The 21,620-nt window shown below is 72.8% G+C and carries 15 protein-coding genes; 9 read left to right on the plus strand and 6 right to left on the minus strand.

Going from position 1 to position 21,620, the window contains the following annotated elements:
* Positions 1-449: 449 nt before the first annotated feature.
* Positions 450-1,310, minus strand: coding sequence for an alpha/beta fold hydrolase (locus tag ACFYW3_RS33905; protein ID WP_389388346.1), 861 nt, complete (start codon positions 1,308-1,310; stop codon positions 450-452).
* An 81-nt stretch (positions 1,311-1,391) separates the two neighbouring features.
* On the opposite strand from ACFYW3_RS33905, the gene ACFYW3_RS33910 reads away from it, so the two are divergent.
* Complete coding sequence (locus tag ACFYW3_RS33910) at positions 1,392-1,949, plus strand: CGNR zinc finger domain-containing protein (protein ID WP_389388347.1); 558 nt, start codon at positions 1,392-1,394, stop codon at positions 1,947-1,949.
* On the opposite strand, the gene ACFYW3_RS33915 is transcribed toward ACFYW3_RS33910, so the two are convergent.
* Positions 1,928-2,770: a hypothetical protein gene (locus ACFYW3_RS33915; protein WP_351763563.1), complete on the minus strand. Its 843-nt coding sequence runs from the start codon at positions 2,768-2,770 to the stop codon at positions 1,928-1,930. The genes ACFYW3_RS33910 and ACFYW3_RS33915 overlap by 22 nt on opposite strands.
* A 71-nt stretch (positions 2,771-2,841) precedes the next feature.
* Positions 2,842-4,458 (minus strand): MFS transporter, encoded by a 1,617-nt coding sequence (locus tag ACFYW3_RS33920; RefSeq protein ID WP_389388348.1) that lies wholly within the window; start codon positions 4,456-4,458, stop codon positions 2,842-2,844.
* A gap of 404 nt (positions 4,459-4,862) precedes the next feature.
* Here ACFYW3_RS33920 and ACFYW3_RS33925 point away from each other — a divergent pair, with 404 nt between their 5' ends.
* From ACFYW3_RS33925 to mfd, 3 genes are all read left to right on the plus strand, one after another.
* Entirely contained in the window at positions 4,863-5,639 is a 777-nt protein-coding gene (locus ACFYW3_RS33925) for an ABC transporter ATP-binding protein (RefSeq protein ID WP_389388349.1), read from the plus strand.
* Entirely contained in the window at positions 5,636-8,212 is a 2,577-nt protein-coding gene (locus tag ACFYW3_RS33930) for an ABC transporter permease (RefSeq protein ID WP_389388350.1), read from the plus strand. Before ACFYW3_RS33925 ends, ACFYW3_RS33930 begins: the two co-directional genes overlap by 4 nt.
* 287 nt (positions 8,213-8,499) lie before the next feature.
* Positions 8,500-12,033, plus strand: coding sequence for a transcription-repair coupling factor (gene mfd, locus ACFYW3_RS33935; RefSeq protein WP_389388351.1), 3,534 nt, complete (start codon positions 8,500-8,502; stop codon positions 12,031-12,033).
* 54 nt (positions 12,034-12,087) lie between these two features.
* On the opposite strand, the gene ACFYW3_RS33940 is transcribed toward mfd, so the two are convergent.
* On the minus strand, positions 12,088-12,261 hold the full coding sequence (locus tag ACFYW3_RS33940) for an Rv0909 family putative TA system antitoxin (RefSeq protein ID WP_351753961.1): 174 nt from the start codon (positions 12,259-12,261) through the stop codon (positions 12,088-12,090).
* A gap of 308 nt (positions 12,262-12,569) precedes the next feature.
* Here ACFYW3_RS33940 and ACFYW3_RS33945 point away from each other — a divergent pair, with 308 nt between their 5' ends.
* A complete protein-coding gene (locus ACFYW3_RS33945) occupies positions 12,570-13,154 on the plus strand; it encodes a hypothetical protein (protein WP_389388352.1) in 585 nt (194 codons plus the stop codon).
* A complete protein-coding gene (locus ACFYW3_RS33950) occupies positions 13,151-14,650 on the plus strand; it encodes a serine/threonine-protein kinase (protein ID WP_351753956.1) in 1,500 nt (499 codons plus the stop codon). The genes ACFYW3_RS33945 and ACFYW3_RS33950 overlap by 4 nt, the downstream gene beginning before the upstream one ends.
* Before the next feature lie 20 nt (positions 14,651-14,670).
* Here ACFYW3_RS33950 and ACFYW3_RS33955 read toward each other — a convergent pair whose 3' ends face one another.
* A complete protein-coding gene (locus tag ACFYW3_RS33955; RefSeq protein WP_389388353.1) occupies positions 14,671-17,142 on the minus strand; it encodes a YfhO family protein in 2,472 nt (823 codons plus the stop codon).
* Positions 17,143-17,334: 192 nt separating this feature from the next.
* Between ACFYW3_RS33955 and ACFYW3_RS33960 the strand changes: the two genes are divergently transcribed.
* Both ACFYW3_RS33960 and ACFYW3_RS33965 read left to right on the plus strand, forming a co-directional pair.
* Positions 17,335-17,964, plus strand: a complete 630-nt coding sequence (locus tag ACFYW3_RS33960) for a SurA N-terminal domain-containing protein (RefSeq protein WP_389388354.1) — start codon at positions 17,335-17,337, stop codon at positions 17,962-17,964.
* A gap of 28 nt (positions 17,965-17,992) precedes the next feature.
* A complete protein-coding gene (locus ACFYW3_RS33965; protein ID WP_351753949.1) occupies positions 17,993-18,970 on the plus strand; it encodes a nucleoside triphosphate pyrophosphohydrolase in 978 nt (325 codons plus the stop codon).
* A gap of 34 nt (positions 18,971-19,004) precedes the next feature.
* On the opposite strand, the gene ACFYW3_RS33970 is transcribed toward ACFYW3_RS33965, so the two are convergent.
* Entirely contained in the window at positions 19,005-20,201 is a 1,197-nt protein-coding gene (locus ACFYW3_RS33970) for a globin domain-containing protein (protein ID WP_351753946.1), read from the minus strand.
* Positions 20,202-20,322: 121 nt separating this feature from the next.
* On the opposite strand from ACFYW3_RS33970, the gene ACFYW3_RS33975 reads away from it, so the two are divergent.
* Entirely contained in the window at positions 20,323-21,600 is a 1,278-nt protein-coding gene (locus tag ACFYW3_RS33975) for a cytochrome P450 (protein WP_266947670.1), read from the plus strand.
* The last annotated feature ends 20 nt before the right edge of the window (positions 21,601-21,620 follow it).

Raw genomic sequence — 21,620 nt, forward strand, 5'->3', positions numbered from 1 at the left:
TACGTCCCGGCCGACACCCCACCCCGTCCCCGCCCCCGACCGACAGTCCGACCCCCGTGGAGTGCAAACCGCCGCTCGGGTGTGCCGCCCTTCCGGTCCGGTCCGGGTCCGGCAATCCCAGCCTCGCCGGCGTTTGAGGCGCGGGGTACGGGGCGGAGCCCCGTGAAGCCCGGCGGAGCCGGGGGCGCTTCGCGCGATGGTGGCGCGGGTTGACGTACCGGCTTCGCCGTCTGTTTCCGGTTCGGGTCGGCCCATCCAGCCTCGCCGGCGTTTGAGGCGCGGGTGCCGAGCCACTTTCCCGGTTCCGTCCGGCGATCCCAGCCTCGCCGGCGTTTGAGGCGCGGGGTGGAGTCCTGTGAAGCCCGGCGGGCGTGGGCCTTCGGCGACCCCGGGGCCGCCGGAGGGGCGCGGGGGGCGGTAGTCCTCGTCCCGCCGCGGTGGGGGCGACCTCAGAGGGTGGGGAGGAAGGCGGCGATCAGGGGGGCGATGGTGGGGAGGTGGGTTTCGAGGGCGAAGTGGCCCGCGCCCTCGAAGACGTGCACCTGCGCGTCCGGCGCGTCCCGCAGGTACGCCTTGGCTCCGGCCGGGGTGAAGAAGGGGTCGCCCGCGCCCCAGAGGACCAGGACCGGGAGCCGCGCCGAGCGGAGCCACGCCTGCCAGGCGGGGTAGTGGGCGAAGTTCGACGCGTAGTCGAAGGCCAGGTCGGCCTGGGCGTCCGCGCGGCCGGGGCGGGCGAGGTGGTGGAGGTCCAGGGTCCAGGAGTCCGGGGAGACCAGTGCGGTGTCGGCGACCCCGGTCTCGTACTGGAAGCGGGTGCCCTCCTCGGTGAACAGCCCGCGGACCTTCTCCTCGTCGCCCGGCACCTCGCGGCGCAGGCCGGCGAACGCGCGGGCCGCGTCCGACAGTCCTTCCTCGTACGCGTTGCCGTTCTGGACGACGAGGCCCGTCACCCGCTCGGGTCGCCGCGCGGCGACGCGCAGGCCGACCGGGGCGCCGAAGTCGAAGACGTACAGCGCGAAGCGGTCCAGGGCGAGGGCGTCGGTGAAGCCCTCGACGATGTCCGCGAGCCGGTCGAAGGAGTACGTGAACCCGTTCGGGGTCTCGGTCCGGCCGAAGCCGGGGTAGTCGGGGGCGATGAGCCGGTACGGGGTGTCGGCCAGGGCGTCCATGAGGCGAGTGAACTGGTGGGAGGAGGTCGGGAAGCCGTGCAGGAGCAGCAGTACGGGGGCGTCGGCCGGGCCGCTCTCGCGGTAGGCGACGGTGACGCCGTCCACGTCGACGGTGCGGTGCTGGATGCGGGCCACGGTCATCACATGCCTCCTGAGGTGCTTGTGGCATTAGTTTCCGGGAGTCGGGCTAATGGGTCAAGTGGATTGGGTAGCATTAGGTCCGTGACTGTGAACTTTCCGCTCATCGGCGAGCACCTCGCGCTCGACCTGCTGAACACCCGTCCCGCCGACGGGGACCTCGTCGCCGAACCCGAGGGCCTGACACGGTGGTTGGCCGAGGAGTCCGGACGGCTGGGGCCGGTCGCCGGCGGGGTCGGGGAGGCCGAGGTGGTCGCGGTGGTCGAGGTGCGGGAGGCGGCGCGGGCCGCGTTGGGCGCCGTACGGGGCGGTGAGCGGCCGCCGGTCGACGCGCTGCGCGTGCTGAACGACGCCCTGGCGGGCGCCCCCGCCCACCGGGAGCTGACCTGGACCGACGGGGCCGGGCTGACGGCCGATCGCCGGCGCCCGACCGCCGACCCGGCGGCGCGCCTCGCGGCGGAACTCGCCGAGGCGGTGACGGACCTGCTCGCCGGGCCGCGGGTGGGGGAGGTGCGGGAGTGCGAGGGGCCGGGGTGCGTGCTGCTGTTCCTCCCGGCGCACCCGCGGCGGCGGTGGTGCGTGGCGGGCGCGTGCGGGAACCGGGCCCGGGTGGCCCGCCACTACGCGCGGCGCCGGGCCTGAGCGGGGGTCTCGGGGCGCGGGTGGCGGTAGGGGTCGCTCCTGAGGCCGTGTGAGGTCACCACCACGGTGAAGGTGGGCGCGGTCCCGTCGGGGAGGGGGGCCGTCAGGGTGGACGTCGTCGGGTCCAGGGTCGAGGGGACGGCCGTGTCGTCGACGCTCACCCGGGCGTCCTCGAAGCCGCCGCCCGACACGGTGAGGACGCCGTCGGCGAGGACGACGTCGGTGATCACCGGGTTGGCGCGGGTGGCCATCTTGTTCACCAGGTAGGCGCCCGCCGGGGCGCCGGTCAGGGCCCAGATCTCCGAGGGGAGGCGGGGGAGTCCGCCGCCGACGTCCGACAGGAAGAACAGGACGACGTAGAGCATCGTGACCGCGCTGAGGGCGACGTACTGGAGGTCCATCAGGTCGGTCCGGCCGCTGTCGTTCGCGATGAGGTCGCGCAGGGGTCGACGGCCGCCGGGGGTCGGCTTCGGGGCGGGTTTGGCCATGCTGCCGTTCTCCACGCGCACCCCGACGACGGTCTTCGCCGCGATGAGGGCCACGTACGGGCCGCCGAGGAGCGGCAGGTACACCGTGGTCAGCGAGGACAGCGGGCCGTGTTCGCCCTGGAACCAGTCGACGCCGCCGCCGGCCGTCAGCCCGTACGCGAGGATCGTCAGGAGCAGCCAGAGCAGGATCACCGTCCAGGCCAGGGCCAGGGTGGTGGAGGTGGAGAGCCGGCCGTCGCGCCCGGTGACGAAGCCGGGGTTGCGGCGCAGCCGCAGGGCGACGGGGCAGGTCAGGGCCGTCAGTAAGAGCAGGGCGAAGAGTGCGGAAGTCATGGTGTTCCCCCGAGTGGTGTCCGTGGGTAGACAGATAGCCCATTCGTTCGGGCCATGACAACCCGGGCGATCTACTGTTGGTCGGGCAGGACCGGGAACTTCCGCGGCGCCACCAGGAGCAGCACCACCAGCGCCGCCACCGCGGCGGCCGTCGCGCCGAGGAAGACGTGGTCCACCGCGGCGTCCACGGCCTCCCGCAGGTAGTCGGCGGCGGCCGGCGGGAGTTGTCCCGGTCGGTCGAGGGCCTTCGACACCTCGTCCAGGTGGTCCGGCAGTCCCGCGACGGGGGCGTCCGCGAGTCGGGCGGCCATGGTGGCGTTGGCGACGGCCCCCGTCAGGGCCGCTCCCACGCTCTGGCCGACCTGCCGGGAGAACAGCACCGAGGCCGTCGTGGTGCCCCGCTGCGCCCACCCGACGGTGGACTGCACCCCGACGATCAGCGGGAGTTGGAACAGGCCGAGGGCGCCGCCCAGCAGCAGCATGACCAGTGCGGGCTGCCACACCGAGCCGGGGTACGGGAGCAGCGTGAAGCCGAACAGGGCCGCGGCGGCGATCCCCACCCCGAGGACGGCGCTGTCGCGGAAGCCGACGCGCCGGTAGACGTGTTGGGACAGGGCGGCGGTGAGGGGCCAGGTCAGGGTCATCGCCGAGGTGAGCAGCCCGGCTCCGACGGCCCCGAGGCCCAGCACGCTCTGGGCGTAGATCGGCAGGAACACCTGCGGGGCGACGATCAGCAGGCCGAGGGCGCCCATGGCGAGGTTGACGGCCGCGATGGTGCGGCGGCGCCAGACCCAGCCGGGCAGGATCGGTTCCGCGGCCCGGCGCTCCACCCGGACCACCACCGCGGCCAGGACCGCGCTCGCGCCGAACAGCCCCAGGGAGGGCGCCGACAGCCAGGGCCAGGCGACGCCGCCCTGCACCAGGGCGTAGAGCAGTGTTCCGCCGCAGGCGAAGACACCGAGGGCGCCCGCCCAGTCGACGGGCCCCCGGCGGCCGGGCGGGCGCCCGGGTTCGACGAGGTGGCGGGCGATGAACCACAGGGCCACGGCGGCGGGCGGCACGTTGACCAGGAAGATCCACCGCCAGTCGGCGTACGTGGCGATCAGGCCGCCGACGGCCGGGCCGGCCAGCGCGGACACGGCCCACACCGCGGACATCCGGGCCTGGATGCGGGGGCGTTCCCGGCCCGGATAGAGGTCGGCGGCGAGGGTCTGGACCGTGCCCTGGAGGGCGCCGCCGCCCAGGCCCTGGACGATCCGGAAGGCGATGAGGGCCGGCATGTTCCAGGCGAGCGCGCAGAGCACGGAGCCGGCGAGGAACAGGGCCGTCCCGAAGATCAGCACGGGCTTGCGTCCGTGGGTGTCGGACAGCTTGCCGTAGACGGGGAGCGAGACGGTGGTGGCGAGGACGTACCCGGCGAAGATCCAGGAGAACACGGCGAAGCCGCCGAGGTCGCCGACGATCTGGGGGACGGCCGTGGAGACGACGGCGGCGTCGAGGGCGACGAGGCTCATGGTCAGCATCAGCGAGACGACGACCACGGTCTTCGGTCGCCCCGGTGCGGGGGCGCCGGTCCCGGGGTCCTCTTTGGCGGAAACGTTTCCCCCGGACGGTCCGGCCGGTGGGACGACCGCGTCGGCCGGCCCCGAAGGCTCCTCCCCGAGGGGCGGTTCCGCTTTCTCCCCCATGCCCGTCGAACCCCCTTCACCGTGCACGCATCCGCGGGGAACACCTTCTCACCAAGGGTGTTTCCGGCGGTATCCCTCACTCCGGGTCCATCGAAGGGTGCAGAACCCCTAGGGGTTCGTCAGCACTAGGACCCAGGGGCCGTTCGTCCCGCCGGAGGAGGTGGGCGGTCCCGGCGCGTCTTTAACTGGTTCACATGAGGCGAGGCCGTCGGGGGGTGGGGACAACCCCCCGGCGGATACGGCGACGGGCACCAGTGCGCCCGAACGCCCCCGCGCCGGAGACTTCACGACGTCGGCACACGGATCACCGCGAGCCGACGCCACAAGCGGACGCACGCACCGACGCGACGCACCGACGCACGCACGCCGACGAACGAACGAGGGGAAACACCGTGACAACGGCTATGACCGAAACCAGGCACGGGGGTACTGGAGGGCATGAAGCCGTCGCGGCCCGGGCACGCAAGGTCGTCAAGGCCTACGGTTCGGGAGAGACCCGCGTCGTCGCCCTCGACGCGGTGGACGTGGACATCCGGCGCGGGCAGTTCACCGCGATCATGGGCCCGTCCGGCTCCGGCAAGTCCACGCTGATGCACTGCCTCGCCGGCCTGGACACGGTGACGAGCGGCGAGATCTTCCTCGACGACACCGAGATCACCGGCCTCAAGGACAAGAAGCTCACCCAGCTCCGCCGCGACCGGATCGGCTTCATCTTCCAGGCGTTCAACCTGCTGCCGACGCTCAACGCCCTGGAGAACATCACGCTCCCCATGGACATCGCGGGCCGCAAGCCCGACGCCCAGTGGCTGAATCGGGTCGTCGAGACCGTGGGCCTCGCGGGTCGCCTCAAGCACCGCCCCACCGAACTCTCCGGCGGCCAGCAGCAGCGCGTGGCGGTCGCCCGCGCCCTCGCCGCCCGCCCCCAGATCATCTTCGGCGACGAGCCGACCGGAAACCTGGACTCCCGGGCCGGCGCCGAGGTCCTCGGCTTCCTCCGCCAGTCGGTGGACGAGCTGGGCCAGACCATCGTGATGGTCACCCACGACCCGGTCGCCGCCTCCTACGCGGACCGCGTCATCTTCCTCGCCGACGGCCGGATCGTCGACGAGATGATCGACCCGACCGCCGACCAGGTCCTCGACCGCATGAAGGACTTCGACGCACGCGGGCGGACCTCGTGACCGTCATGAAGACCGCGCGACGCAACTTCGTCGCGCACAAGGGAAGGATGGCGCTCTCCGCCATCGCCGTCCTGCTGTCCGTGGCCTTCGTCTGCGGCACGCTGGTGTTCACGGACACCATGAACACCACCTTCGACAAGCTGTTCGCGGTCACCAACTCCGATGTCACGGTCAGCCCCAAGAGCGCCGGCGACGACCAGGAGAACCCGGGCAACGGCAAGCCGCAGACGCTGAACGGCTCGGTCGTCGACCGGGTCGAGAAGGCCCAGGGCGTCAAGTCCGCCGAGGGCGGCGTCCTGTCGATGTCCGTCACCGTCGTCAACACCAAGAACGAGAACCTGGGTTCGACCACCGGCGCCCCGACCATCGCGGGCAACTGGAGCGACAACGAACTCAAGTCGATGAAGATCACCTCCGGCAAGGCCCCGCGCGGGCCGACCGAGTTGATGATCGACGCCGACACCGCCGAGAAGCACCACTTGGCGCTCGGCGACGAGATCCGCACCATCGCCGTCACCGGCGACAACCGGGCGAAGATCAGCGGCATCGCCGCCTTCACCGTCACCAACCCGGGCGCGACCATCGTGTACTTCGACACGGCCACCGCCCAGACGCTCCTGCTCGGCTCCGCCGGCGCCTTCACCCACGTCAACGTCACCGCCAAGGACGGGGTGAGCGACGAGCAGCTCAAGACGAACGTCGCCGCCGCGGTCGGCGCCGACACGTACAAGCTCCAGACCGCCAAGGAAGCCGCGGACGCCAACCGCAAGGACGTCGGCTCCTTCCTCGACGTCATGAAGTACGTGATGCTCGGCTTCGCCGGGATCGCCTTCCTCGTCGGCATCTTCCTCATCTTCAACACCTTCTCCATGCTGGTCGCCCAGCGCACCCGGGAGATCGGCCTGATGCGCGCCATCGGCGCCGACCGCAGGCAGATCAACCGCTCCGTCCTCGTCGAGGCCTTCCTGCTCGGCGTCGTCGGCTCCGTGCTCGGCGTCGCCGCAGGAGTGGGCCTGGCCGTCGGCCTCATGAAGTTCATGGGCCAGATGGGCATGGACCTGTCCACCGACGACCTGACGGTCGCCTGGACCACCCCGGTCCTCGGCCTGGTCCTCGGCGTCGCCGTCACCGTCGTCGCCGCCTACATCCCCGGCCGCCGCGCCGGGAAGGTCTCCCCGATGGCCGCCCTGCGCGACGCGGGCACCCCGGGCGACAAGAAGGCGGGCCGGATCCGGGCCGCCCTCGGCCTGGTCCTCACCGGGGTCGGCGGCGCGTCCCTCTACCTCGCCGGCGCCGCCGAGCAAGCGGCCCCGGGTTCCCTGTGGCTGGGCCTGGGCGTGGTCCTCACCCTCATCGGCTTCATCGTGATCGGCCCGCTCCTCGCGGGTGTCGTGGTCAGGGCGCTGTCCGCCCCGGTGTTGCGGCCCTTCGGATCGGTCGGCCGGCTCGCCGAGCGCAACGCGCTGCGCAACCCGCGCCGCACCGGCGCCACCGCCGCCGCGCTGATGATCGGCCTGGCGCTGGTCGCCTGCCTCTCGGTGGTCGGATCCTCGATGGTGGCCTCCGCCACCGACGAGCTCGACAGGTCCGTCGGAGCGGACTACATCGTCGACTCCCCGACCAAACAGCCGGTCGTGCCGCAGGCAGAGCAGGCGCTGCGCGCCAACAAGAACCTCGACCACGTCACCGCCTACCGCGAGGTGCCCGCCAAGATCACGGCCCCCGACGGTTCCACGGTCACCGAGGGCCTGGGCGCCACCGACCCGTCGTACGCCAAGGACATCCGCCGCACGATGCGGGCCGGGGAGCACGCCGACGCCTACGGTCCGAACGCGATGGCGGTCGGTTCGCTCTACGCCGACGAGCACGGGATCAAGCTCGGCGACATGCTGACGGTCGCCTTCACCGGCGGCAAGACCGTCAAGCTGAAGGTCGCCGCGATCACCGGCGACGAGGGCAACATCGACAAGGGCACGAAGTACATCTCCACCGCCGTCGCCGAGGCCAACGTCCCGGCCGACCGGATGCCGCGCCCCTTCATGCTGCTGGCCAGCGCCAAGGCCGATCAGGGCGACACCGCGTACGCCGAGGTCAAGGCGGGGCTCGCCGAGTACCCGCAGTACAAGGTGCTCAACCAGGCCGACTACAAGCAGGCGCTGAAGGACCAGGTCGGCCAACTGCTGAACATGGTCTACGGGCTCCTCGCCCTCGCGATCATCGTCGCGGTCCTGGGAGTGGTGAACACCCTGGCCCTGTCGGTGGTCGAGCGGACCCGCGAGATCGGCCTGATGCGCGCCATCGGCCTCTCCCGCCGCCAACTGCGCCGCATGATCCGCCTGGAGTCGGTGGTCATCGCCCTCTTCGGCGCCCTCATGGGCCTCGGCCTGGGCATGGGCTGGGGCGCGACCGCGCAGCAACTCCTCGCCCTCCAGGGCCTGAAGGTCCTGGAGATTCCCTGGCCGACCATCCTCGGGGTGTTCGCCGCATCGGCCCTGGTGGGCCTGTTCGCCGCACTGGTGCCGGCCTTCCGGGCGGGGCGGATGAACGTATTGAACGCAATCGCCACCGACTAGATCGGGAGGCGGTTGTCACGGGGGTACGCCGGCTCCGGTCGTCCGACAGGACGACCGGAGCCGGCGTCGTGCCGGGGGCCGGGCCCACCGGGGCGCTGGGCCCACCGGGGCGCCGGCCGTCCATGCCCGCGCGTCCATGCCCCCGCCGTCACTCCCCGCCGTCACTCCCCGCGACGACGGCAATCCCCCGCGCGGTCGGGGGAGACGCGTCGTAGGGTGGGAACCCCCGGCCCGTTCACGTGTCGGGCCCTTCGCGTTGCCCCTCCACCGGACGGAAAGCCCTCCTCATGAGCCTGTACGGACTGCTCGACGCCGTCACCCGGGACCCCGCCCTCGCCGAGGCGGTCGCGGCGGCCGGGGACGGCAACCGGATGCACGTGGACCTGGTCGGCCCGGCCGCCGCACGGCCCTTCGCCATCGCCGCGCTGGCCCGGCGGACCGAACGGACCGTGCTGGCGGTGACCGCCACCGGGCGGGAGGCCGAGGACCTGGCCGCCACGCTGCGTTCCCTGCTGCCGCCGGACGAGGTGGCCGAGTACCCCTCGTGGGAGACGCTGCCCCACGAGCGGCTCTCCCCCCGCAGCGACACCGTGGGCCGCCGGCTCGCGGTGCTGCGCCGACTGACGCACCCGAGCGAGGACGACCCGGCCACCGGCCCCGTCTCCGTGGTGGTCGCGCCGATCCGCTCCGTGCTCCAGCCGCAGGTCAAGGGGCTGGGGGAGCTGGTCCCGGTCAGCCTTCGCCAGGGGCAGTCCGTCGATCTGGGGGAGGTCGTCCAGGCGCTGGCCGCGGCCGCGTACGCGCGGGTCGAGCTGGTCGAGAAGCGCGGCGAGTTCGCCGTGCGCGGAGGCATCCTCGACGTGTTCCCGCCCACCGAGGAACACCCGCTGCGCGTGGAGTTCTGGGGCGACGACGTCGAGGAGATCCGTTACTTCAAGGTCGCGGACCAGCGGTCCCTGGAGATCGCCGATCACGGGCTGTGGGCCCCGCCCTGCCGCGAGCTGCTGCTCACCGACGAGGTGCGGGAGCGGGCCGCCGCGCTCGCCCAGGAGCACCCGGAGCTCGGGGAACTGCTGAACAAGATCGCCGAGGGGATCGCGGTCGAGGGCATGGAGTCCCTCGCACCCGTCCTGGTCGACGACATGGAACTGCTGATCGACGTCCTGCCGGCCGGCTCGATGGCCGTCGTGTGCGACCCGGAGCGGGTACGGACCCGGGCCGCCGACCTCGTCGCCACCAGCCAGGAGTTCCTGATGGCCTCCTGGGCGGCCACCGCCGGCGGCGGACAGGCCCCGATCGACGTCGGCGCGGCCTCGCTGCGCGGCATCGCAGACGTCCGCGAGCACGCCCGCGCACTCGACATGATGTGGTGGTCGGTCTCCCCGTTCGCCGCCGACGACAGCGCCGACGGGGCCGACACCCTCAAGCTCGGCATGCACGGCCCGGAGGCCTACCGGGGCGACACCGCCCGCGCGCTCGCCGACACGAAGGGGTGGATCGCCGACGGCTGGCACACCGTGTACCTCACCGAGGGGCACGGCCCGGCCGCCCGCACCGTCGAGGTGCTCGGCGGCGAGGGCATCGCGGCCCGCCTGGAGGCGGACCTCGCGGTCCTGGAGCCGGGCATCGTGCACGTGACGTGCGGCTCCCTCGACAACGGCTTCGTCGACCCGGCGCTGAAGCTGGCCGTGCTCACCGAGACCGACCTGACGGGGCAGCGCACCGCCAGCAAGGACCTGGGGCGGATGCCGACCCGGCGCCGCAAGTCCGTCGACCCCCTGACCCTGGAGGTCGGGGACTACATCGTCCACGAGCAGCACGGCGTGGGCCGCTACATCGAGATGGTCCAGCGGACGGTGCAGGGCGCCACCCGCGAGTACCTGCTCGTCGAGTACGCGCCCGCCAAGCGCGGCCAGCCCGGCGACCGGCTGTACATCCCCACCGACCAGCTGGAGCAGGTCACCAAGTACGTCGGTGGCGAGGCCCCGACCCTGCACCGGCTCGGCGGCGCCGACTGGACCAAGACCAAGGCGCGCGCGAAGAAGGCGGTCAAGGAGATCGCCGCCGACCTGATCAAGCTGTACAGCGCGCGGATGGCGGCCCCCGGCCACACCTTCGGCCCGGACACCCCCTGGCAGCGGGAGCTGGAGGACGCCTTCCCGTACGCGGAGACGCCCGACCAGCTCACCACCATCGCCGAGGTCAAGGAGGACATGGAGAAGTCCGTCCCCATGGACCGGCTGATCTGCGGCGACGTCGGCTACGGCAAGACCGAGATCGCGGTGCGGGCCGCCTTCAAGGCGGTGCAGGACGGCAAGCAGGTCGCCGTCCTCGTGCCCACCACGCTGCTGGTGCAGCAGCACTTCGGGACCTTCTCCGAGCGCTACAGCCAGTTCCCGGTCAAGGTGAAGGCGCTCTCCCGCTTCCAGAACGAGACCGAGTCGAAGGCCACCCTGGAGGGGCTGCGCGAGGGGTCGGTGGACATCGTCATCGGCACGCACCGACTGTTCTCGCAGGAGACGAAGTTCAAGGACCTGGGCCTGGTCATCGTCGACGAGGAGCAGCGGTTCGGCGTCGAGCACAAGGAGCAGCTGAAGAAGCTCCGCGCCAACGTGGACGTGCTGACCATGTCCGCGACCCCGATCCCGCGCACGCTGGAGATGGCGGTGACCGGCATCCGCGAGATGTCGACGATCACCACCCCGCCGGAGGAGCGCCACCCGGTGCTCACCTTCGTCGGCCCGTACGAGGAGAAGCAGATCGGTGCGGCCGTCCGCCGCGAGCTGCTGCGCGAGGGGCAGTGCTTCTACATCCACAACCGGGTCGAGTCCATCGACCGGGCCGCCGCGAAGCTGCGCGAGATCGTGCCCGAGGCGCGGATCGCGACGGCCCACGGGCAGATGTCGGAACAGGCCCTGGAACAGGTCGTGGTGGACTTCTGGGAGAAGAAGTTCGACGTCCTCGTGTCGACCACGATCGTCGAGTCCGGCATCGACATCTCCAACGCCAACACCCTGATCGTGGAGCGCGGCGACAACTTCGGCCTCTCCCAACTCCACCAGTTGCGCGGACGCGTGGGCCGCGGCCGTGAGCGCGGGTACGCGTACTTCCTGTACCCGCCGGAGAAGCCGCTGACGGAGACGGCGCACGAGCGGCTCGCGACGATCGCCCAGCACACCGAGATGGGCGCGGGCATGTACGTGGCCATGAAGGACCTGGAGATCCGCGGCGCGGGCAACCTGCTGGGCGGCGAGCAGTCGGGCCACATCGCGGGCGTCGGCTTCGACCTGTACATCCGCATGGTCGGCGAGGCCGTGGCCGACTACCGGGCGGCCATCGAGGGCGGTCCGGAGGAGGAGCCGCCGCTGGAGGTCAAGATCGAGCTGCCGGTCGACGCGCACGTCCCGCACGACTACGCGCCCGGTGAGCGGCTGCGCCTCCAGGCCTACCGGTCGATCGCCTCGGCGAACTCCGAGGCGGACGTCAAGGCGGTGCGGGAGGAACTCACCGACCGCTACGGCAAGCTGCCCGAGCCGGTGGAGAACCTGCTGCTGGTGGCCGGGCTGCGGATGCTCGCCCGTGCCTGCGGTGTCGGCGACATCACCCTTCAGGGTCCCAACATCCGTTTCGGTCCGGTGGAGTTGAGGGAGTCCCAGGAGCTGCGGCTCAAGCGGCTCCACCCGGGGGCGGTGCTCAAGCCGGCCGCCTCGCAGGTGCTGGTTCCCCGGCCGAAGACGGCGAAGGTCGGCGGGAAGCCGTTGGTCGGGCGGGAACTGCTGGCCTGGACCGGCGAGTTCCTCACCACGATCCTCGGCTCGTGACCGACGCGGGTGGGGAGCCGGCGGACCCGCCGGCTCCGCACCCGCGCCCGCGGGCTACTTCGTCGGGTCGTCGTCGACGCCGAGGCGCTTCTCGGCCTCCTGCTGGGCCCGGTCGACCTGGGAGGCGTACTTCCCGCCGGTCTTCTCGTTGGCCTCTTCCTCGAGGTTGTCCGAGATGTCCTTGCCCTTGGTCTTGGCCTGGTCCCTGAACCTGTCGAAGATCCCCATGGTGCACGACCTCCTGAACGACCTCCTGATGGCATCCCCTTTGTGACGCTACGCGCGTTCCGCGAGCTTCGCCCGCCGGCGGTCGGGCCCGGTGGTGGGCCCGGCGGGCGTCACCCCGTGCGTCGTCGTGCTGCGACCCTGCAACGGTTGCGGTCATCCCCTCACCCACTTCGGACAAGGCTGTATACGCTCAGTCCCGGAACTCATCTTTTCTTTATCCGTACGGCCCGTCAGGAGCAGCGATGCACGGCCCCGGCTACCCGCCGCAGCATGGCCACCCCGGCCCCCGCCCCAGCGACGGGAGCGTGGTGACGTTGCGCGTACTGTTCGCCGTGCTGCCCATTCTGACCTGCGGTTTCCTCGCGTGGGGCACGATGTTGCGGCTCGCGTTGGTCACGCGCAAGCCACGGGACTGGATGCTGCTCCTCGTCAGTTGCGTGCTCTTCGTCGTGTGGGTGGTCTTCATCGGCCTCGACAAGACCCCGGACACCAGCGGCTGGCAGAGCGACTTCGGCGCCGGCGGCACCCTCCTGACCGGCCTCGCGGTCACCGTGTACTTCCTCGTCGCGGACATCCGGCACCACGAGAACCGGAACAACGGCCCGGCGCAGGTCCCGTGGTACCCGGCGCCCGCGCCGTACACGCCGCCGCAGCAGCACCAGGCCGGCCAGGGCTACGGCTACCCGCAGGGCCAGACCTCCACCCCGGTCCCGAACCGGCCGGCCGTCCCGCCGCAGGTGACGCCGCCGCCGCGGATCGGGCAGGTCCGCGCCGAACTCGACGAGCTGAGCGAACTCCTGCGCAACCGGCCGCCGCAGCCGAACGGGCCCCCGAAGCCGGGCGGCCCGTACCAGGACCCGAACCCGACCGCGACCCAGGACCCCCACCAGTGACGGACCGGCTCATCGGCGACCGCTACCAGCTCGCCGCCATCCTGGGCCAGGGCGGCATGGGCCAGGTCTGGACGGCGTACGACCGCCGGTTGGACCGGCGGGTGGCCGTCAAACTGCTGCGCCCCGACAAGGTCGCGGGGCCCGGCACCGTCGCCGAGGAGCTGCGCCGCCGCTTCGTGCGCGAATGCCGGGTCACGGCCCAGGTCGACCACCCCGGGCTGGTCACCGTGCACGACGCCGGCAACGACGGCGACGAGCTGTACCTGGTCATGGGGTACGTCGAGGGCTCCGACCTGTCCGACCACCTCGCGGCACACGACCCGTACCCCTGGCCGTGGGCCGTCGCGGTGGTCGCGCAACTGTGCTCGGTGCTGTCCGCCGTCCACGCGGTGCCGATCGTGCACCGCGACCTCAAGCCCCGCAACGTGATGATCCGCCCCGACGGCACGGTCCTCGTCCTCGACCTCGGCGTCGCCTCGGTGATGGACACCGACACCACCCGCCTCACCAGCACCGGGACTCCGATCGGCAGCCCCGCCTACATGGCACCGGAACAGGCCATGGGCGGCGCCGTCGGCCCCTACACCGATCTCTACGCACTCGGCGTGCTGCTGTACGAACTCCTCAGCGGCAACGTGCCCTTCGCCGGATCCACCGCCCTCGGAGTCCTGCACCGGCACCTGTACGAACCCCCGGTGCCGGTGCGCCGGCTGCGCCCCGAGGTGCCGCACGCCCTGGAGGCCGTGCTCCTGCACCTCCTCGCCAAGGACCCGCAGGACCGCCCCGGTTCCGCGCAGGAGGTGTACGAGGCCCTCACCCCGCTGTTGCCCAAGCACGGCGTCCCGACCGGCCACCTCGACCCGACCCGCCCGTTCCTGCGCCCGCAGGCCCCCTGGCCGGACCGCCCGACCGTGCCGGCCCGCCCGGACACGCCGCCCGCCCCGCCCCGGCCGGACATCCCCGGTGCCGTGGACGAGGCCCGCACCCTCCTGGACCAGGGGCGACTCACCCAGGCCGTGGACATCCTCGGCGGCATCCTCCCGGCGGCCGCCGCCGAGCACGGGGACCACTCGCCGGTGGTCCGCTCCCTGCGCAAGCAGTACGCGGCCACGCTCATGGACGACGGCCAGTACCGGCGCGCCCTGCCCGAACTGCGCCGCCTCGCCGACGAGTTCCCGCCCGGGGACACCCAGGCGCTGCGCTTTCGCTACGACGCCGCCCAGTGCCTGGAACAGCTCGGCGAACCGGCCGCCGCCCTCGCCGAGTACCGCTCCCTGCTGCCCCTGTTCGAGAACCACTACGCCAACCCGGACCCCGGCCTGCCCCTGGAGGTCCGCCGCCGGATAGCCCACCTGCTGCTCTCCCTCGGGGACCGGGCGGGCGCCCACGACACCCTGGTCCGCCTCCTCTTCGACGCGGACCGCGTGCACGGCCCGGGCCACCCCCTCCCCGTCGAGATCCGCCGCACCCTCCAGTGGCTGGGCCAGGTCCGCTGACCCCCGCGCCCGGGCCGCGCTCACACCCGGACGCCGAAGGCCTCCGCCCGATCGGACTGCGTACCGGACGGGGTTGACGGCCGCGACCCGGTACGCCTCGCCCCACCGGCTCCGCGCCGGAGTCGGCCGAACGGGACGAGCCGGACGAGCAGGACCAGGAGGGCGACCGCCGCGGCCGCCGCGCCCGGGACCAGGCCCGGCGGGCGGAACGTACACGTCACCGAGCGGGTGTCGGGGCCCACGGGGACGGCGACCAGGCCCAGGTGGGCGCTCGCCGGACGGCCGCCGCAGGTCCAGCCCGCGATGGCCGGCGCCGACAACACCACCGTGCCGGTCGTGCCCGGCCGCAGGGTGGCCCGTACGCCCGAGGCGTCCACCCGCAGCGCGGTCGGCGCGCCGGCCCGCAGCGCGGCCACCGCCGTGTCCAGCCGGGCCCGGTCCAGGCAGGCCAGTTCCCTACGGGCGGGCGCGGGCCGCTCGAAGACCAGCCGCGAGGCGGGACCGTGCGCGACGCCCAACGGCTGGAGCGCGGCCCGGTTGCGCGGCGGGCGCGCGTTCAGCCGGAACGCCGGGCCGTCCGCGAGCCGGGCGGTGCCGTCGTACTCCGGGGCCCACAGGAACGCCTCGGTGCCCGCGCGGCACAGGCCCGGCGAGAGCGGGGCCTCGTAGACCCGTGCGCCCAGCAGGAGTTCCTGGTTGGCGAAGGGGGAGGGGCCGTAGGCGAGCGGGGGACCCGGCGGCCGGACCGTGACCAGCGGCGCGGCCGTCGCCCGGCCGATCGTGCCGTCGGGCCGCAGCCTCGCCCCGACCGCGAAGACGGCGTCGGTCACCGGGTTGTCGAGGCTCTGGACGCTGCGGCCCCGCGAGGTCCAGCCCGCCCCGAGGGCGACCATCGTGCGGGTGAAAGCGTCCGGGGTGTGGCTGCTGTAGTACGCCCCGCCCTCACCGCCCAGCAGCAGCGGATCATTGCCCGTCAGCGCCGGGCGACCCGCGTCGGTCCGGTACCCGGGCCACCCCTCGGCGCCCGCCAACGCCTCGGCGCGCGCCGTGTGCGCGGGCCCCCAGGACGGGTAGTCGTCCAGCCCGCCGAGCTTGCCCAGGTGGCCGTACGCGACGGTCGCCGCGGCCTGCCCCACCAGGACCGCGACCAGCAGACCGGCCGCCGGGAGCGCGAGGCGCCGGCCGCGCAGCGCCCACCAGGCCCAGCCGGCCACCGCCAACCCGCCGCCGAACAGCGCGTACCCCCAGCCGGTCGCGAGGGCGCTGCCGGCCGCCCCGAGCGCGGCGAGGGAGAGCACCCCCGCACCGGAAGCCAGCGCCCGTACCCCCGGCGGGCCGGCCGCGAGCCCGGTCCAGGCGGCGATGACCACGACCCCCGCGAGCACGAAGGTCTGCCGGTACGGGCTGCCGTTCGGGGTCGCGAACGCGTGCCAGGCCAGGTGGGTCGGCGCCCACTGGAACGACAGCAACACCGCCACCACGAGCCCCGTCCACCACAGCCGGGCCCGCACCGGCACCGCGCGGTGGAACGGCAGCGCCGCCACCAGCAGCAGCGTTCCGGTACCGACGAAGAGGGCGGGGGAGGAGAAGGAATAGGTGGCGGGCAGCAGCCGCGCCAACAGGTCCCCGGTCGGCGCCGGCGCGAACTCCCTGGACCACCCCGGATACGCCTGCCTCGAACTGAGGAACAGCGGCGCCAGCACCGGCGCGGCCAGCGCGACGCCCAGGACGGTCGCCGTCGCGGCCCGCCCGAGCACCCGCGCCCGCCCGAGCACCCGCGCCCGCCCGAGCCCGCGCCGTCCGCCCGGCACCACGTCCCGGTCCTGCGCCAGCCGCACCACGAGCACCAGCGCCGCGCCCAGGGTCGCCATGTACGCCGTGTAGAAGTTCGCCGTCCAACACAGGGCCACGACCAGGGCCGCCGCCCCGGGACGTCGGCCGCGCAGCGCCCATTCACCCGTCAGACACAGGAGCGGGAACGCGATCAGTCCGTCCAGCCACATCGGGTTGTACGCGGCCTCGATCACCGACCAGCCGCACAGCGCGTACGAGGCCCCGAGCAGCCCCGCCGCCCACCACGGTCCGCGCCGCTGCGTGCGCAGCAACCACGCCATCGCGGCTGCCGCGGCGGCCGTCTTGAGCACGGTGACCACGTACACGGCGAGGTCGATGTCCGCGCGCGGGAAGACCCCGACGAGCGCCGCGAACGGGCTCGACAGGTACGTCCCGAAGTCCGGCAGGAAGCTCGTCCCGTACCCGGACTGCCAGTTGAGGAGCAGGCCGCCCTCGGCGCGCCCGTGCAGCAGGTCCCACAGGTGCGCGTGGAAGGGCACGAACTGGTTGCCGAGGTCGTTGACGTCGCGGTGGCGGGGCCCGTACGGGAAGACGCGCGCGACGGCGTCCCCGGCACACACGGCCACCGTCGTGATCAGGGCGGCGAGCGCCGAGCCGAACAGGCTGCGGCGCCGCGGGGAGGTGTGCGGTGTCGACATGGTGGGCCGACCCTGGCAGACGCGGAGGACGCCGGGATGGCGCCGGGGTGACCGGCGCGCCAACACTCGCGCACCCCAACACGCTCGGAATCGTTGGTCGAACCAGTGGCTCGGATCACCCTGACTGCATAACATCGATCACCGCACGGCCCTTGTGCATCGACGCACAATCTCCCGGCCCTGGAGGCTCCTTTGCACCGTCGCACTGCGCTCTCCGTCTCCGCCGTCCTGCTCGCGGCGGCTCCCCTGCTGTCCGCCTGCTCGAACGAGACCCGCCCCGGCACGGCGGCCGTGGTCGGTGGCGAACGGATCACCACCTCAGCGCTCCAGGCCCAGGTGAACGACGTACGCGCCGCACAGAACCGGTCCACGACCCCCACGCCGGCCGAGCTGGTGGAGAGCTCCCCGCGTCTGGAGCGGACGAAGCTGCGCGGGCTGATCAACAGCCGGATCCTCGACAAGATGGCCAAGGACGCCGGGATCACCGTCACCACGAAGGAGATCGAGGAGCAGCGCAAGGAGCTCGTCGACAGCAGCGGCGGGCCGCAGAAGTTCCAGGCGGCCATCCTGCAGGAGGCGGTGACGGCCCCCGGCCAGATCGACCGCTTCATCACGGACCAGCTGCTCCTGTCCAAGCTCATGGAGAAGTACGGCAAGGACAAGCTCACCGCCCCCGCGTCGGCGGCCGCCGAGAAGCTGGGCATCGAGGTCAACCCGCGCTACGGAAGCTGGGACGCCGAGGGGATCCGGCTCGGTGACGGGACCACCCCCTGGATCATCCAGCGGACCCGCCCCGAGCAGGCTGCACCCGCCGGGACCTGAGTCGCCCGTCCGGAGGTAGGTTCGGGGGGTGACTGAGCACGCGTCCCCCGAGCCCACCGGCCGCATCGTCCTGCTGACCACCAGCCACCGGGTCGCCCCGGGTCTGCTGTCCTGGTCCGCGTGGCAGACCCTGCACGCCGCGGACCGGGTGCTGTGCGCCGACCCCGACCACCCGCAGTTGCCGTACCTGCGCGAGGCGGGTGTCGAGGTGCTCCACGCGGTCCCCGACGCCCACGAACTCGTCGAGGCCTGCGCCGGCGGCGCCACCGTCGTGGTCCTGCCCAGCGGCGAGGGCGACCAGCGGCTCACCGACGGGCTCGCCCGGCTGGCCGGCTCCGGTCGGGTCGCCATGCCGGACCTGGAACTGCTGCCCGGCTCCTACGACCTGCCCGGAGCGCGGCTGCTCGACCTGGTGCAGGTGATGGACCGGGTGCGGCGGGAATGCCCCTGGACCTCGGCGCAGACCCACGAGGCCCTGGTGAAGTACGCCATCGAGGAGGCGTACGAGCTGGTCGAGGCGATCGAGGCCGGGGACCGGGACGAACTGCGCGAGGAGTTGGGCGACGTCCTGCTCCAGGTCTTCTTCCACGCGCGGATCGCGCAGGAGCACGCCGACGAGCCGTTCTCCATCGACGACGTGGCCGGGGACCTGGTCGACAAGCTGATCCGCCGGCACCCGCACGTCTTCGGCGACGCCCGGGCCGAGACGCCCGAGGACGTCAACGCGCACTGGCAGGCCACCAAGGCGGTCGAGAAGCGCCGCGCGTCGGTCACGGACGGGGTCCCGGTCGCCCAGCCCGGGCTCGCGCTCGCGGCCAAGCTCGCCGGCCGGGCCCGCACGGGCGGGATCGCGGTGGAACTGCCCCGGGGCGAGGGCGTCGGATACGAGTTGCTGGAACTGGCGGCGCGCGCCGAGGCGGCGGGCGTCGACCCCGAGACCGCTCTGCGCGCGGCGGCCCGCGTCTACCGGGACGCGATCCGGGCGGCGGAGGCGGTCGACGCCTGACCCGCGTCGCCGGGCGGCGCGTGGACGACGTCCCCTACAGCGGTGCGCGCCCCGAGGGGTTGTGCCAGTGCGGGTCCGGCGGGCTCAGGAACCATTCCCCGAAGCCCACCGGGCGGGTCCGCGCGGAGCCGCCCGGTGGGATCGCGTCGTGGAAGATCCGGTCGGGCCGGGCGCCGAGTTCCTCCAGGAGGTACGCGGTCTCCTCGATGAACTGCGCCGGCCCGCCGAGGTAGACGTCCTGGTCGCGCCACAGGCCGCGGTGGCCGAGCGCGGTCGCCAGCCGGTCGGTGGCCTGGTTGCGGTGCTGCCCGGGGGCGGGCGTGAGGTAGGTGACGGCGAGCCGGCGGTGGGCGGCGGCGTACGCGTCGATGAACGGCCGGTCGTAGAGGTGCGCGGCGTCCCGGGCGACGACGAAGAGCCGTACGTCCTGGTCGGGAGGGTGCTCCGCGAGGTCCTCCAGCATGGCCCGGATCGGGGCCCAACCGGTGCCGGCGGCGATGAAGGTGACCGGGCGGTCCTCGCGGCGCAGCGTGAGCCGGCCACCGGGCGCGCCCAGTCGCAGCGTCTCCCCGGGCCGTGCCTCGCGGACCAGCACCGTGGACAGCCGGCCCTCCTCGATCCGGCTGACGTGCAGGTCGACGGTGCCGTCGGGGCGGGGCGCGTTGCCGAGGGAGTAGGTGCGCCAGGTGGTCGGGACGCGGGCGCTGCTCACGCTCACGTACTGGCCGGGGAGATAGGGGAGCGGGAGGTCGGGGCGCAGGGTCAGCACGGCGACGTCCTGCCCGTACTGGAGGTGGCGGACGATCTCGGCGTCCCACCAGGGCGGATCGGTGCTCTCGGCGGCGCCGGCCGTCATCGCGTCGGCGATCACCTGGTAGGCCTCGGCCCAGGCCTTCTCCACGTCGGGCGTCCAGGTCTCGCCGGAGGTCTCGGCGAGGGCGGCGAGCAGGCTGGTGCCGACGGCCGCGTAGTGCTCGGGGCCGACCCGGAACTTGCGGTGGTCGCGGCCGAGGTCGCGGAGGTAGGGGACGAGGGTCTCGTTCTCCAGGTGGGTGACGACGTGGGTGAGGGCGGCGAAGAGCCGGTCCCGCTGCCGTTGCATGTCCGCCGGGGAGGAGGGGAAGAGCGGGCGGACCTCGGGGTGGTGCCAGAAGAGGTGCGTGTAGAAGTACTTGACGGCGTGCTCGGCCCGTCTCTCCACCACCGCGAAACTGCTCTTCAAGATCCTCACGTCCACAACAGCGAAAGTAGGAACGCCGGAGCGGGCGGGGTCAAGCCTCGGCGGATCTACGGACAGCCGCGACGAAGCACCCATATGGGATGGCGCGCGGAGGCCGGGATACGGTCAGCGGGTGCATGAGCCGACCCCCGCGGAACCCGCCGACGAGACCTCCTCCCCCCAGGGCCCCACCCTGTTCGACTGGGAGTTCGCCACCGACCCGTACCCGGCGTACGCCTGGCTGCGCGAGCACTCCCCGGTGCACCGCACCAAGCTCCCGAGCGGCGTGGAGGCCTGGCTGGTGACCCGGTACGCGGACGCCCGCCAGGCCCTCGCCGACCAGCGCCTCAGCAAGAACCCGGCGCACCACGCGGAGCCGGCGCACGCCAAGGGCAAGACCGGCATCCCGGGGGAGCGCAAGGCGGAGCTGATGACGCACCTGCTGAACATCGACCCGCCGGACCACACCCGGTTGCGGCGGTTGGTGTCGAAGGCGTTCACCCCGCGCCGGGTGGCGGAGTTCGCCCCGCGCGTCCAGGAGCTCACCGACCACCTCATCGACGGGTTCGCCGGGAAGGGGGAGGCGGACCTCATCCACGAGTTCGCCTTCCCGCTCCCCATCTACGCCATCTGCGAGATGCTCGGCGTACCGCGCGAGGACCAGGACGACTTCCGGGACTGGGCCGGGATGATGATCCGGCACGGCGGCGGACCGCGCGGCGGGGTCGCCCGTTCGGTGAAGCGGATGCGGACCTACCTCGGGGAACTCATCCACCGCAAACGGGACGATCTGGGCAACGACCTGATCTCGGATCTGATCCGGGCCGGCGACCACGGCGACCACCTGACGGAGGCCGAGGCCACCGCGATGGCCTTCATCCTGCTCTTCGCCGGCTTCGAGACGACCGTGAACCTCATCGGGAACGGCGTCCACTCCCTCTTCATGAACCCGGAGCAGCGCGAGCGCCTCCAGGTGTCCCTGGCCGCCGGCGAGAGCGGGCTGCTGGAGACCGGTGTCGAGGAGCTGTTGCGCTACGACGGGCCCGTGGAACTGGCGACCTGGCGGTTCGCCACCGAACCGCTGACCCTCGGCGGGCGGGACATCGCGGTCGGCGACCCGGTGCTGGTGGTCCTCGCGGCCGCGGACCGGGACCCCGCAAGGTTCGCGGAACCGGACACTCTGGACCTCTCCCGGAGTGACAATCAGCACCTCGGATACGGGCACGGCATCCATTACTGCCTCGGTGCGCCGCTCGCGCGCCTCGAGGGACAGACGGCGCTCAAAAGTTTGCTGATGCGTCTGCCGGATCTGGAACTCGCCGTTCCACCTGCGGACCTGCGCTGGCGGGGCGGGCTCATCATGCGTGGCCTACGCACCCTTCCGGTCCGCTTCACACCCCGAAACGACTGAGGCGCGACCGGGGCCGGCCT

This window comes from Streptomyces sp. NPDC002602 (assembly GCF_042889445.1).
Lineage (GTDB): Bacteria > Actinomycetota > Actinomycetes > Streptomycetales > Streptomycetaceae > Streptomyces.

Excerpts from the sequence above, each read along its gene's own strand:
- ACFYW3_RS33940 (WP_351753961.1), bottom strand. The coding sequence starts at position 12,261 with ATGGGGATCTTCGACAGGTTCAGGGACCAGGCCAAGACCAAGGGCAAG.
- ACFYW3_RS33915 (WP_351763563.1), bottom strand. The coding sequence starts at position 2,770 with ATGACTTCCGCACTCTTCGCCCTGCTCTTACTGACGGCCCTGACCTGC.
- ACFYW3_RS33925 (WP_389388349.1), top strand. The coding sequence starts at position 4,863 with ATGACCGAAACCAGGCACGGGGGTACTGGAGGGCATGAAGCCGTCGCG.
- mfd (WP_389388351.1), top strand. The coding sequence starts at position 8,500 with ATGAGCCTGTACGGACTGCTCGACGCCGTCACCCGGGACCCCGCCCTC.
- ACFYW3_RS33920 (WP_389388348.1), bottom strand. The coding sequence starts at position 4,458 with ATGGGGGAGAAAGCGGAACCGCCCCTCGGGGAGGAGCCTTCGGGGCCG.
- ACFYW3_RS33955 (WP_389388353.1), bottom strand. The coding sequence starts at position 17,142 with ATGTCGACACCGCACACCTCCCCGCGGCGCCGCAGCCTGTTCGGCTCG.
- ACFYW3_RS33905 (WP_389388346.1), bottom strand. The coding sequence starts at position 1,310 with ATGACCGTGGCCCGCATCCAGCACCGCACCGTCGACGTGGACGGCGTC.